This window comes from Natronomonas salsuginis, assembly GCF_005239135.1.
In the GTDB taxonomy this organism is placed as follows: Archaea; Halobacteriota; Halobacteria; order Halobacteriales; family Haloarculaceae; genus Natronomonas; species Natronomonas salsuginis.
On record NZ_QKNX01000009.1, the window covers coordinates 62,941 to 76,716 of the forward strand.

Consider the following 13,776-nt stretch of genomic DNA (forward strand, 5'->3'; position numbering starts at 1 on the left):
CTGATCCAGCAACCCGATGCGATTCCCGACTCTCCCCGGAAGATCGTCCGACTGCTGATCGGGCAGGTACGAAGCCAGCTCGCGGATCGAGAGCGTCCGTGCTCGGTTCGAACATCAAAATAAGATGATACCACCGCTCCTCCGACGATGCCCCGAGTGCGGACGCGTCGCCCTGGGCCGCAGTTTCGTCGTCGTCGACGACGATGGTCAGTCTCTCGTCGAGTGTCCACGGTGTGGACACCGGTTCGAACCCATGGAAAACCCGTGGCTGAATTGAGTGATTCGGCACGTAGTCTAGCGAAATCGGATGAGAAGTGAAGAGTGGACAGTTCGTCGAAACCGACGTCTTCGTCAGGTGAAGACTGCTCAGGGGCGTTATCGCGTACATGGAAAGAAGCGCAGTGAGGCATTAACGAACGAGCTGCTCGAGGAGTGAGTGATTCACGCGACGCCCAGATCTGCTCAAGGAGAGTTTGGACACCGCTACTCTTGAATGTTGGCGGCGGGAGCGAACGACTCCTGGACAAAACGACCTCGATACTTGTTGAGTCAACGAAGCGTTCACCGCACAATCAGTGTACGTCATGTACCGGCTCGGTATCCCGCGCGATCGGATGAACCCGCTCGGCGGGACGGTTGCCTACGGTCTCCCGATCGGCGCGTCGGGCAGCATGTTGATGGTTCAACCGTATTCTCGCTCTGAAGCTATAATAGTAGCAACTCACGAATCAGATCTGCTCTCTCTCTGAGATCAACGATTCGGCTTTTTGCAACCAGCCGCCATACCTGATGCCGAGGTACGCTATAATCACCCAGATCACGTATGTTAAAAATATTCCAACATATATGCCGGGCAACCCATAGTCTAGAAGTATTCCCAGGAGATAAGACATACCGAGCATACATGTTATGACGCCGGTCAAACGGGCATAAAGTGGCGTTCGAGTATCACCTGCACCCCGCAATGCGCCCGCGAGTGTGAAAAACGTACCAAATAGTACGGTAGAGATGCTGAAAAGCCAGGTGAATGTTATTGCGTAGCCTGCAGTTGTCGGATCACTAGTAAACCGTGGAATAAGCGGCTCGGCAACAACAAATAAAATAATGCCGACAGCAAAAAGCACAGCTACACTGAACGAAATAATATGTCTGAGCTTCTTTTGAGCGACTTCTGGGCGACCTTCACCTAATGTTTGACCTATGATAATACTCGAGACGGTTGAGAGCGAGCGTGAAATCGGACCGGTTACCTGCTGAAAAATCCGCCGACCGATGTGGTATGCAGCGTTTGCTTCCGTTCCAAATAGGAGTAATAAAGCGTTAAATGGAAAGTTCGCAAGCGAGGTACTCATACCCTCGAAAAAATTTGGGACGCTAAGTAAGACGATCTGTTTTGTAATTGTATAATTAAACTGACGGTCAAACGAGAGTGGACCATAATTGCTCACGAAAAGGCCGACAATGAAAATCATTTCAGTTGTTCGTCCAACAAAAGTACCGATCCCAACACCAACGATTCCAAGGCTAGGAAACCCAAGTAAGCCCAATCCTAGCAACACTGTCACGACGATATTGACGATGTTGGCAGATCCATTTACTAATAATGGCGTCCGTGTATCGCCGGCCCCTTGCAGAGACCTTGCACCAACTATACTAATAATCCGCATTGATGCAGCAGAAAGCACGATCATTAGATAAGTACCGCCCAAGAGAACTACTTCAGATTCAGCACCGAGAAGTTCTATGAAACTGTTGCTAAATAACAGGCCAATAATAGTGAACGGGATACCACATAACGCACCAATGAGCATCGCTTGAGTTACTACTCGGTCTCGCGTGGTCACTGCTCCTCTTCCAGTATCCTGACTAGAGATCGCAATTGATGCAGTGCCCAAGCCCAGACCGACTCTTAATGGTATTTGAGCATATAGATCAGCGAGGCCAACAGCAGCGACAGCTACCGGCGAAAATAATCCCGTAACAATGACATCAATCGTCCGCATTAAGGTATTTAACAACTGTTCTAGGGTTATTGGCCATCCCAACTGGACCACTCGTTCCCATGTCTCTTTTTGCTCAGAAATATCGACCATTTAATTGAGCATACTCTCAATTACGCCAATAGGCGAATACAAAATGAGCACAGATACCGAATATCGTACGATCAACTAAATAAATTAGTAGAATTCGTGAGGTTCATCAGCCAATTCACCATGCCAAAGATTTAGGAACCCGGTCATGGTTTGGGCTAATTCTTTCGGATGTTCTAAGAAGATCATGTGTCCGCAATGGTTAATGATGTTCATATGAACTTTATCATTGTGTTCTCCGATCATATCGTACGCTGCCATCGCCATTAGTGGTGGTACAGTTGGATCATCACGGCCGAACACATACAGCACAGGCATATCGAGAACGCCATCTTTAATTCGGATATGTGTTTCTTTCATTTCTTCATCGAGCGTCTGTTGCCAGTGCTCCATCTGGCCTTCCTCGTTCATAATCCGATCTGTCTCGAGTGCCTTTTTTGTATTTTCTAGGTATGCACAGATCTCCAGTCGCTCATCAGTAATGTAATCTCTCTGGTGAGAGTATTGGGAGTAAAAGTACTCCATGTACTCTGGACCCGTTTTTTCTAAGCCAAGCTCATCCTGCTTGAAAATAATATCTCGTCGGTGATGTCCGTCACCTGCTGCAGGCCCGAGTGTCGCACTGTTGCAGATTATTAAGCTATCGATCATTTCGGGGACTTCAACGGCAACGCGGGTAACGAGGCCGCCACCTCGAGACCATCCTGCAATATGACATGAATCGAGACCCAGAGCCTCGATAAACCCGATTATGTGGTTAATATCAGATTCATATCTGAAATCTTCGGGATCGTCTGGATTATCAGTCATTCCACAACCAATCCGGTCGACAGCTAACACACGATACTCCTCGGAAAGATACTCGAATGTTTCTGACCAGGAATTCGCGCTACTGGAACCGCTCCAATTATTTCCGTGGACTAAAATAAGTGGTTCACCTTCACCAATATCGTAATATCGTGTGTTTATTCCGTCGAGGTTGCCGTATTGGACGTCGATGTACTTCGGTTCGTACCCCTTGATCGCAGCATCTTTGTCAACATCAGCAAACTGTTGTTCTGTTTCGCTCATAGTTTGTCAAGTATTGTATATTACTTGGGGTCCATTTCCAAGTATTAGTGACAGATTGGAAAAAGGCAAACATACATATAAATTTTCTGTGCTAATGGTACTAATAACTGGAGTAGTATAAACACATTAAACAATTTTTCCGAATTGTTGGACAATCTCGGCTGGAACGCGCAGTGAAAAATAACTGTGTCGTGCCGTAATCGTTTGCGCCCCTTAATTCCATTATATTGTACTTACGATCAATTCTTCACCACACAAATTAACTTATACTGGCCAAAGAATTATATACGTACACCAAATCTCGTTCTATTGCAACAATGGAACCCAACCGACGGCAGTTCATCAAAGGTCTATCTGCTCCCGTAGGAGCAACACTACTTGCAGGTTGTTCAGGCGGTGGCGAATCTAATACGCAAGGCGGAAACGGCGGAAATGGAGGAAATGGAGGAGGCCAAACTGGTGCGGAACTTTTCCCGAACAGAGAACTCAATCTCGCGGTAGCAGCTGCCAGTGACTCTACTGTCGATCAGCACCAGACCGGTGGCATCCAGAATGCCGCGGCTATTACCCTTACCTACGAGCGATTGATCGACCGGGATTTAGAGGGTAATATGCAGCCAATGCTTGCCACAGACTGGGGGAGAGAAGAGCCAGGTCGATTCAGATGTGAATTGCGTGAGGGCGTGTCATGGCACAATGGTGATGAATTCACTGCTGAAGATGTCGCTTTCAGCGTAGATCGGATTCAGGATCCGGACGTCCATCTCACGAGTGATCTTCAAGGGAATCTCCCTGGTATTACTGGCACAGAGATTATCGACGACTATACAATCGATATACTCTCTGATGGGTTCAACTCCTTTGTGGAGACTGCTCTTTCGCACTTCCTGGGGCTAGTGATTGTTAACAAGGACTGGATCGAAGCCCGCGACCCCTCGGAAACGGCTATAAATGCGATGGGTACCGGACCGATGCAGTTGGTTGATGTAGAAACGGGAGGTGTGAGTGCTACATTTGAAATCTTTGAGGATTACTGGGGAGAACTACCAGAGTGGGCAAATAGTGTCGACACGGTTACAATTAACTGGATTGGAGAAAGCTCCAGTCGGGTTTCTGGATTGCGTGCTGAAGAATACATGATCGCAGAATCTGTTCCACCAGCGGATGTGCAGACGATAGAACAGGCAGAGAATCTGTCTTTGAATACGTCCCCCACATCACGTGTAATTAAAATTGTGATGGATCAGCGTCAAGAGCCGTGGAACATCTGGGAGATGCGAGAAGCGATGAATCTCGCCGTTGACCAAGATGCCTACATTAATGACATCATGGACGGGTTTGCTGTGAAGTCCACTCAGCCGACATTACCACAGATGTTCGGGTACGATCCGGATATCGAACCGATCGGCTATGATCCCGACCGTGCCGAAGAACTCATCGACGAAGCGGGCTTCTCCGGGATCGAACTCCAACTAACAGTTCCAACCGGGCGATACCTGCTTGGTGAAGAGTTCGGGCTTGCACTCGTTGATCAGATAAATCAACTCTCGAATGTAACCTGTGAGGCCGATATAGTTGATTACGGTAATTTCACTGATGCATGGGTGTCGAGCCGGCCACTGGATATGGACTTCTTTATCGTTGGATATGGTCATCCGGCATGGGATGGCCGTGAGACGATAAATTCTACACTGCTAAACACGGATTCACAGAGCCGTTTTGGTGAAAACCCACGGTACGATGAGTTGCAAGATCTGTTCGACCGGTCCATTCGAGCACCCAGAGATGAAGCAGAAGAACTTACCAAAGAGATGAATCGCTTGTGTGTTGAAGAGCGGTGTTGGGTTTTCCTACACGGTCAGCAGGCTTTGATTGGTCACAACAATGCCCTTGATTACCGAGGGCGCCAGGATGAACTGGTTACCCCACTGGACAGTGGAATTAACCAATAGGCAGTAGATACTAACTTTTTATGACGGATTTGATGAAATTCGCGCTTCGACGGGTCGGTCAATCAGTTGCGGTCGTGTGGGGAATAATCACACTGGTGTTCCTCCTACGATTCTTAACACCGATAGATCCCGCAACGTTGGTTGCACCTGATGATGCCACACCGGCACTAATCGAGCAGATCAGACAAGATCTGGGTCTTACCGATCCGATCATTGTTCAGTATTTCCGCTACCTATCCGAAGTAGCACGAGGCGACCTAGGATTTTCCTACGGTAGTGGAGTGCACGTGAATGAATTGATCGTGAATGCACTTCCTGCGACGCTGGAGTTGGCGTTCGCCTCTCTCATCTTCGCGGTGATATTCTCGATTCCACTCGGGGTGTTGAGCGCAAAAAGAAGAGGTACCAACACGGATGCCACGACAAATATCATCTCACTAGGTGGACTCAGTACACCAAACTTCTGGCTTGGAATAATGTTGATTCTGCTGGTGCCTGTTCAGTTGGGCGTTCTACCGACCGGTGGCAGGGTTGCACCAACCGAAAGTCTGCTAGAGTGGACGAAACACATGATATTGCCGACTGTTGCGCTTGGTACGTACTTTATGGCACTTCTGTTTCGGATGACACGAAACAACGTCATCGAGGAGCTCAACAAAGAATACGTGAGAGCAGCGCGTGCGAAAGGCCTGCCTGAAAACATCATAACAGTAAGATATGTTTTGCAGAATAGTATGGCTCCTGTAATTACGGTTGCAGGTCTCCAGCTAGGTCTATTGATCGGTGGCTCTGTTGTCGTTGAAGCGGTATTTAATTGGCCAGGACTTGGGTCGCTATTCATTCAAGCATTAAATACTGCAGATTGGCCAATAATGCAGGGCATTTTAATTGTCGTAGGAATCGGTTATGTTTCAATAAACATCTTAGTTGACATACTCAATGCGAAACTCAACCCACAGGTGAACCTCTCATGATCAAAAGACGAACACTTCAGAGCCTCAAAGATGAATTACGTTCGAATCCCACAGCCATTATTGGAGTATTCATTTTCACGGTGCTCATTTTTGGTGGTGTCTTCGCGCCAATTTTAGCACCACATAACCCCACAACGCAGTATTCCGATCGAACGCACCAACCACCGCTAGGGTTTGGTGGAGAATCAGAACAGACACAGCTCGTCGACGGAGAAATACAAACTGTCGTCGCGGACAACAGTGGGACGCTAAACCATATGTTGGGCACGGACGCGAACGGTCGCGATATACTATCTCGATCGCTCTACGGGTTGCGAACTTCGCTCTTGGTAGCAGTAACTGCAATGATACTGTCACTTATAGTCGGAACTACATTTGGATTGATCGCCGGGTACTACGGTGGGAAAACAGATGATACGATTATGAGGTTTGTGGACGTTATATTGGCATTTCCGTCGCTTCTCATGGCATTAGCACTGTTTGGGATTCTTGGACCCATGACTGTGTCCGTCCCAGACCCCTTTGCTGCGTTAGGATTGGTAGAGAACCGTCCTGAGACAACCCCGTTCCCGGGGACTGTCACCCTCGCCATCTCTGCAGTAATATGGGTGTGGATAGCTCGGGTCGCACGGTCCGAAGCGAGACAGGTGAGGAACCTAGATTACGTTACTGCTGGGAAAACGATGGGAATGAGTGATTTTGGAATTATAAAAAATCACGTTCTCCCAAACAGTCTGACACCGATACTCGTATTGGGTACCGTCCAGCTCGCAACAATTATTATCATCGAGAGTTCATTATCATTCCTTGGATTTTCCGGGACCACCTTGTCTCTCGGATTTGACATCGCTTTCGGGAGGGATTACCTCTCAAACTCTTGGTGGATTTCGTCCGTCCCAGGGTTATTCATTGTTGCAGCAGTGATATCCATCAACTTACTCGGGGATTGGTTCCGGGATGCTCTTGATCCAGACATTCAAGGAGGTGGCAGATGAACGACGCCCATCCACTCCTTCGAGTGCGAGATCTATCAACGAAATTCTTCACCAAAGAGGGAACAATCAATGCTGCCGACAAGATCAGCTTCGACGTAAACGAGGGTGAGATACTATCGATTGTAGGCGAAAGTGGTAGTGGGAAAAGCGTCACTGGAAGATCCCTACTCGGACTCATCGAGTCTCCGGGTAAGATCGTCAACGGAGAGATCTGGTATCGATCGCCAAGTCTTAGAGAGGAGCTAGATGGTGATATGGTAGATGGCGAGTATATAAATCTTCTGTCAGTTTCGTCGTCGATCAGAAGTTCATTACTGGGTAAAGATTTCAGTATGATTTTCCAGGATCCCGAAGAAAGTTTCAACCAATCGCTAACAGTCGGAAGACAGATCGCAGAAGCGGTTGAGGTCAACAAGCGTGCTGAAAATGGAGAGACGTACAGCAATATCGATTTATTAAAAGATATTGTGACACCTGGTGCGCAATATATCTCTGAGGAGAGCTACGATCGAGCAGTCGAATTACTCAAGTTAGTAGATATCCCGGATTACACAGAACGAGCCGACGAGTATCCCCACCAGTTTAGTGGCGGGATGCTACAGCGGGCAATGATTGCGCAGGCGATCGCGTGTGATCCAGAATTCCTCGTCGCTGATGAACCGACGACGGGATTAGATGTAACTATTCAAGCAGGTGTGATCAACCTGCTCAAAAATCTGCAAAACGAGTTAGATCTTACAGTACTGTTGATCACCCACAACCTCGGAGTTGTCTCACGACTTGGGGATAGAACGGCGGTGATGTATGCTGGTGAATTATTCGAGGTAGGGCCAACAGATAAAGTCCTCAATAGTCCGGAAAACCCCTACACGGAAGGCCTGTTGAATAGTTTGCCCGACTTGACCGATAGTAACAAGTACATCGAGCCAATCTCGGGGAATGTTCCCAGCCTGTTGGATAGTGAAATGGGGCTCGGCTGTTCATTTGCCGATCGCTGTCCTGCAGCGACCGACGAATGTACAGGCTCACCTCCGCCAACGAGAGCTGTAAATGGCGACTCTGGCCATCGTGTGACCTGCCTTCATGCCGGTGATGGAGACACTGAAGTTCCGATATCCATCGAAACAAACCCAACGCGCGAAGAGCCACGACAAGATACTAACTCAAAGAACATAGCAAACAATGACTGATAACATATCACAGTCGACCGATCGGACACGTCTCAATACTCAACAGCCGTCGCTATCACCTGAAAGCAGGGAGGAAACGAGATCAATTACTCATCGACCGATATTGGAAGTCAACGATTTAAAGAAACACTACATAGACTCCACAGGAATTGTCAATCGAATTCGGTCTGCAAAACCTGATCGAGTTCACGCCGTCGACGGTGTTTCGTTTACTGTATCTCGTGGAGACACTGTTGGAATCGTAGGTGAATCCGGGTGTGGTAAATCAACGTTAGCCGAGACATTGGTTGGACTTAAAAAGCCCACGTCGGGTAACGCTACCCTATTTGAAAACGATATTCATGAGTGGGTAGATCAAAACAGAAAGCGATTCGCTAGGAATGTCCAGTTTGTATTTCAAGATCCGTCTTCTTCTCTGGATCCTAAAATGACAATTCGTGAGCTCATACGGGAGCCACTTGAAGTCCACAATGTGGGAACAAAAGATCATCAAAACGGCTTAGTGGAAGATACAATAACCAAAGTCGGGTTGTCCGTCGACCAGCTTGATCGATACCCCAGTGAGATGTCCGGGGGGCAACGCCAACGTGTCGGAATTGCTCGAGCAATCGTCTTAGAGCCACAACTATTAGTGCTCGATGAGCCAACAAGCGCACTTGATGTCAGTGTTCAGGCACAAATACTCAATCTATTAAACGAGATCCAGGAAGATCTCGACCTGACTACGTTGATAATTTCTCACGATATCTCCGTAATTCGGTATCTCTGTAACAAAGTACTCGTTATGTATCTCGGTAAAGTCGCTGAGATGGGTACAACAGAGAATATTTTTAATAACCCATCTCATCCATACACCAAAACACTTCTTGAGAGTGTTCCCAAAGTCGGAGAGACGGATGCGAAATATGATGAAGTCAACCCGAATATACCGTCACCACGTAACCCCCCCGACGGGTGTCGGTTTCATACTCGTTGCCCTGTAGTTATACCACCAGATGACTTCGAGTTCGAACAGAACGAATGGAGAGCGATCTTCGATTATAAGTTAGATCTTCGTTCTAGTAAACTAACATATAAAAAGATAGCTTCGATGGCAGACCAACAAGGTATTGAGAAAAATAAAGCGAACATGATGGAGTTAGTTCGGGATAAATATGATTTCGAAGAAACATTATCAGATTCTGCTGCGCAAAAAATCCTAACCGAAAGTCTCACGCACCTGATTGAGGGGGAGACCGATAGCGCCTATAACACGATAGCAGAAGTGTTTCAGTCGCCCTGTGAAAAAAAAGCCCCCTCTTCGTCAGCGGTAGCCGATGATCACGAAACGTTTTGTCATCTCGATTGATATTAACGTCCAGTATATATCAAAAATTAAATGAATGAAATAAATGGTAACTTCTGACGATATTGAAAGTAGCAACGAGCAAAGGCTAAGCAAATTGTTAAAACAGTGGAAACGTTTCGTATCACTTGGTTGGCCTATCTCAGTCCAAACTGCTATAAGAACTGGGATGCGAACAACAGATCTAATAGTTGTAGCACTGTTTTCTTCATCCGCTATTGCCGCGGTTGGATTAGCAAACCTGTACACCCAGATTGCATTATTTATTGGGATCGGGATCGGGACGGGAGGACTTGCACTAGCAAGTCAAGATACGGCGAATAAAGCGTTCGCAAACCGAGACGAAGCTATCTCACAAGCTCTGGTTATAGGATTCCTCATCGGGATCCCGATCGCCGTTGCAGCTGTTTTCGCTAGTGAGGTATTTATGCGACTATATAGTGCTCCACCAGAGGTCGTTGCGCTCGGAGCGCCATATTTGGCAATTGTACTTGGAACCGCTCCATTTCGGCACCTCACACTTGTTGGTGAAAAGACCCTGCAAGGCACTGGTGACACACTCACACCAATGTTCATCCGTGGTGGATCAAATCTCATCAATATAGTTGGAACTGTCGGATTAGGATTAGGAATAGGAATACTTCCACGACTCGAAGTTGTAGGAGTCGCTATCGCGACAGGAGTCGCAAACGTTCTTGCTGGGTTAGCAGTTCTTGTCGTGTTTTCAAGTCGTCTTACCGATGTCAAACTTGTTCGTCCAAGTGATCTGCGAATCACGAAACAACTAATCAGAATCAGCACACCACGAACGGTCCAAGGGTTATCTAGGACAGGAGCCGAATTTCCGCTGAATGCGATTGTTGTTGCATTCAGTGTTGAGGCATTTGCAGCCTATACTGTCGGACGACGTGTCTTCCAGCAAGCAACCGGTCCGATAGCCAGAAGCGCAAACGTCGTCGCTAGTATTGTTTCTGGACAAGATCTCGGGCAGAAGGCTAGCAGTACGAGTTCAAGTGCGAATCTCCGATTTAGAATTCGTGCACTTGCACTGCTTGGCGTTACGCTTATCTCGATGTTAGCGATACTAATGTATCTTGGCAGCGAAACCTTAGCATCACTATTCGGCAATGATGAGACAACAAGAGCGCTCAGTTCCACGTTTGTGCAGGCATTTGCAATTTCAGCCCCAGCGGGTGGGCTTGCACGCATATTCGCTGGTGTGCTTCAGGGTGCAGGGGAGACAATGAAACCATTTCTCGCTGAACTTGTCGGTAATTTTGGGATGTTGCTTGGGATCACCTATGTCGGTGGAATCGTACTAGGTTATGGGATAATAGCGTTGTATGTCGCAGTCATTGCATATGGTGTGGGTCGGTTGGTTCTAGTCTTGTTTTGGTATAGACAAGAAATATGGATAACTGACGCATTTACTCGGATGGAATCTAGAGATAGCGTTCAGTGAAGTATTACAGGCCGATGACCAATTGGGATTCTTACCGACGTAAACTTCATCGAAAAATAAACATAAGTATAGTGGACAGCTCGAGACGATGACCCCGTCGTTCTCTTGCGGCGGGATCGTCTCCGTCGCCAGTAATCCTTTCTCAAGCTGAAACTCACCGGACGAACGGTCCGAGAAGCCCCTCTGACATAATGTGTCGAAATGAGCGAGATTAGTACAACAAGTGTCGCGTGATCTCGAATTAAGAGTATATAGACTACAAATACTATAACTTGTTGCCACCGAATATTTATATATTACATTCACGACGAGTTATCTGAGTATGGTATGCATCTCAAACGCCAGATTAGTATTTGAATATCTATTAAATTCCAGTAATAATTTAGAAAATGAACAATGACTGAATCGAGTGATGCCCACAAAAAGCCGCACGTCCATATCGTTGCAACCGGAGGAACGATTGCAAACGTTGGTGGAGAGTATGATAGTCCTGAAAATTTCCTTACTGCGGATGATCTGATAGAAGAGCTTCCAAAGCTCGAGGAGGTAGCAAACATAACCTCGACAGGTATCTCACGGTTAGGGAGTTCACACTTAATCCCAGACGTCTGGTACGATGTCTACGAAGAGATTATGCTGCATGCAGAGAGCGATGATCCGCCAGACGGATTCGTCATTACTCATGGCTCCAATACATCAGAAGAAACAGCATACTTTCTGAATTTAGCACTCGATACGGACCTGCCAGTTGTTGTTACAGCTGCCCAGCGGGGCATCGGCAAAGTCGGCCACGATGGCTTTAAAAATCTTTTTGACGCAGTTCGAACCGCAGCTTCGCCTGAATCGGTCGGGCGGGGCGCGTTACTCGTTGCTAATGATGAAATACATCATTCACGTGATGTCTCCAAACTAGCGAGCAACCGTCCAGATGCATGGGAATCATCTAACTTTGGAAAAGTTGGTATAGCAAGTCCGAATCAGCCGATCAGGTTCTATCGGTCGACTGCTCGAAAAAGCGGTACTGACACAGTGTTCAGTCTCAGCGAGACTCCCCTAGAAGAGTTTCCGCTTACGGACATCCACATCGTGTATTCAGCATTAGGTGAAGATAATACAGTCGTTGATGCTATTGCTGACGATGCAGCGGGAATCGTTGTCGCAGGATTCATGACGGGGGGTGCCGCATCGCGACCCGAAGGACCATCACAGTCGGAAGCACTCGAACGAGCTGCAAAAAAAGAGATACCGATTGTTATGTGTACTCGTGGCAGCTACGGCTGTATTGAACCAAAAGGCCAGGACCTACCGGGGGGGTATGGAATCGGTGGTGATACGCTGCGTCCTCAGAAAGCACGTATTCTGCTAGCATTAGGACTGACAAAAACGTCAGATCCAGAAGAGCTCAAAGACTTCTTCGAAACGTACTAGTTGACTTCTTTTTCTGCGTTCACGCGGAGGAACCGCGAACCAAACAGATCGGATTTGTGTCCCTCCTAAACCTTCAGTTAGCTCTGCATTGGATATCTCCGGTTGACAGTTCTCCCGGGGATCCGACGGCGAGTTAGTCGATGATCGATGAGATTGAATGTTTTAAATCGATTATTTTCACCGTCAGAATATGAATAACACATATTTTTATCCACGGCGTTTAAATATTATAGTACCTAAGTGTTAATTAGGTAAAGATTTTTAAATAAGTCAGCCATGGGTCGTGTATGGGTAAAAGCATAAAAGAACTAAAAGAAGAGAACTACGTCCCAGATATTATCCCAGATTCAGACCTCGAATACTTCAAAACGAACGGGCAATCTAGAAAAATCGGATGGGGAGACACTCCTGCAGTCCTCGTCGTTGACATGACTCTCGCGTTCACTGAAGAGCGTCCAGAGGTCGGTGATCCATGTGTCGAGGCGAACGAGAAGTTGCTTAATAAGGCACGTGAAACAGGTGTTCCTGTCTTCTACGTAACCCCATCAGGGCCAGACGTGTTTCCCGATGATTATCATGGAACGACAAAGACTTCGAGCGGTGAAAACGATCGGTCGCCAGAAGAGCAAGCAAAGTGGGACGAAAAAATCGACAAAATAGCACCGGAACTTGAGCCTGAAGAGGACGAAGTTGTGCTTCAAAAGCCTCGTGCAAGTTCGTTTTTTGACATGCATATGGCTAATATGCTTCACTACTACGGCATTGACACACTCATCGTAACCGGAATGACGACAAGTGGGTGTGTACGAGGAACTGTTGTAGACGCACAGTCCAGTAACTTCCGGACGATAGTGCCACCAGAGTGCGTCGGCGATCGGTCGTGTATTTCACACGAACTGTCCCTGTTCGATATGAGCATGAAGTATGCAGATGTAACTCCTGTGGATGAAGTAATGGAGAAGTTTGAGGATTACACCGATACTACCGTACCGATCGCTGGAGACGACTAGCTTCGATATTACAGAACAAGAGTGTCATAATAATCAGTTTGACTAGAGATCTGGTTGTTGGGTTTGAACACACCTTCGGCAAGCAGATTTTCTAACGAACCGGCCTTGTGAAGCACTGAAACATCTTTATCCGGCTGTGTTGAATCGCTAGGCGGCGTCGGGATGGGTCGCTAAATCAAAGAAGTTGAAGCTGGAGACTGCGAATGTCCATGACGCAAATCTCCCGCTTCACTAGCGAGATTGTCCCGATTTCCCAAAG

10 protein-coding genes and 1 pseudogene are annotated in these 13,776 nt (G+C 47.2%); 9 read left to right on the top strand and 2 right to left on the bottom strand.

All coding sequences use genetic code 11. The features are described from left to right. Positions 1-548: 548 nt before the first annotated feature. Positions 549-677: pseudogene (locus DM868_RS15865) on the top strand (thiolase family protein); the annotation flags it as partial. Between the two features lie 51 nt (positions 678-728). On the opposite strand, the gene DM868_RS14715 reads toward DM868_RS15865, so the two are convergent. Together DM868_RS14715 and DM868_RS14720 are read right to left on the bottom strand one after the other, a co-directional pair. Beyond that, entirely contained in the window at positions 729-2,093 is a 1,365-nt protein-coding gene (locus DM868_RS14715) for an MATE family efflux transporter (protein ID WP_137277593.1), read from the bottom strand. 84 nt (positions 2,094-2,177) lie between these two features. Continuing rightward, entirely contained in the window at positions 2,178-3,161 is a 984-nt protein-coding gene (locus tag DM868_RS14720; protein ID WP_137277594.1) for an alpha/beta fold hydrolase, read from the bottom strand. A 317-nt stretch (positions 3,162-3,478) separates the two neighbouring features. Here DM868_RS14720 and DM868_RS14725 point away from each other — a divergent pair, with 317 nt between their 5' ends. From DM868_RS14725 to DM868_RS14760, 8 genes are all read left to right on the top strand, one after another. Beyond that, positions 3,479-5,113, top strand: a complete 1,635-nt coding sequence (locus DM868_RS14725) for an ABC transporter substrate-binding protein (RefSeq protein ID WP_137277595.1) — start codon at positions 3,479-3,481, stop codon at positions 5,111-5,113. A 32-nt stretch (positions 5,114-5,145) separates the two neighbouring features. Beyond that, a complete protein-coding gene (locus DM868_RS14730) occupies positions 5,146-6,087 on the top strand; it encodes an ABC transporter permease (protein WP_246049148.1) in 942 nt (313 codons plus the stop codon). Then, complete coding sequence (locus DM868_RS14735) at positions 6,084-7,082, top strand: ABC transporter permease (protein ID WP_137277597.1); 999 nt, start codon at positions 6,084-6,086, stop codon at positions 7,080-7,082. Before DM868_RS14730 ends, DM868_RS14735 begins: the two co-directional genes overlap by 4 nt. After that, positions 7,079-8,272, top strand: coding sequence for an ABC transporter ATP-binding protein (locus tag DM868_RS14740; protein ID WP_137277598.1), 1,194 nt, complete (start codon positions 7,079-7,081; stop codon positions 8,270-8,272). The genes DM868_RS14735 and DM868_RS14740 overlap by 4 nt, the downstream gene beginning before the upstream one ends. Positions 8,273-8,375: 103 nt before the next feature. Then, entirely contained in the window at positions 8,376-9,620 is a 1,245-nt protein-coding gene (locus DM868_RS14745; protein WP_170964543.1) for an oligopeptide/dipeptide ABC transporter ATP-binding protein, read from the top strand. A gap of 43 nt (positions 9,621-9,663) precedes the next feature. Next, positions 9,664-11,079, top strand: a complete 1,416-nt coding sequence (locus DM868_RS14750; protein WP_137277600.1) for an MATE family efflux transporter — start codon at positions 9,664-9,666, stop codon at positions 11,077-11,079. A gap of 396 nt (positions 11,080-11,475) precedes the next feature. Next, positions 11,476-12,507, top strand: coding sequence for an asparaginase (locus DM868_RS14755; RefSeq protein WP_137277601.1), 1,032 nt, complete (start codon positions 11,476-11,478; stop codon positions 12,505-12,507). 287 nt (positions 12,508-12,794) lie between these two features. Beyond that, positions 12,795-13,517, top strand: coding sequence for an isochorismatase family protein (locus DM868_RS14760; RefSeq protein WP_137277602.1), 723 nt, complete (start codon positions 12,795-12,797; stop codon positions 13,515-13,517). Positions 13,518-13,776 lie beyond the last annotated feature (259 nt).

What these genes read in the sequence shown, in the direction of transcription:
- DM868_RS14715 (WP_137277593.1), bottom strand. Translation starts at nt 2,093, where the DNA reads ATGGTCGATATTTCTGAGCAAAAAGAGACATGGGAACGAGTGGTCCAG.
- DM868_RS14720 (WP_137277594.1), bottom strand. Translation starts at nt 3,161, where the DNA reads ATGAGCGAAACAGAACAACAGTTTGCTGATGTTGACAAAGATGCTGCG.
- DM868_RS14725 (WP_137277595.1), top strand. Translation starts at nt 3,479, where the DNA reads ATGGAACCCAACCGACGGCAGTTCATCAAAGGTCTATCTGCTCCCGTA.
- DM868_RS14730 (WP_246049148.1), top strand. Translation starts at nt 5,146, where the DNA reads ATGAAATTCGCGCTTCGACGGGTCGGTCAATCAGTTGCGGTCGTGTGG.
- DM868_RS14735 (WP_137277597.1), top strand. Translation starts at nt 6,084, where the DNA reads ATGATCAAAAGACGAACACTTCAGAGCCTCAAAGATGAATTACGTTCG.
- DM868_RS14740 (WP_137277598.1), top strand. Translation starts at nt 7,079, where the DNA reads ATGAACGACGCCCATCCACTCCTTCGAGTGCGAGATCTATCAACGAAA.
- DM868_RS14750 (WP_137277600.1), top strand. Translation starts at nt 9,664, where the DNA reads ATGGTAACTTCTGACGATATTGAAAGTAGCAACGAGCAAAGGCTAAGC.
- DM868_RS14755 (WP_137277601.1), top strand. Translation starts at nt 11,476, where the DNA reads ATGACTGAATCGAGTGATGCCCACAAAAAGCCGCACGTCCATATCGTT.
- DM868_RS14760 (WP_137277602.1), top strand. Translation starts at nt 12,795, where the DNA reads ATGGGTAAAAGCATAAAAGAACTAAAAGAAGAGAACTACGTCCCAGAT.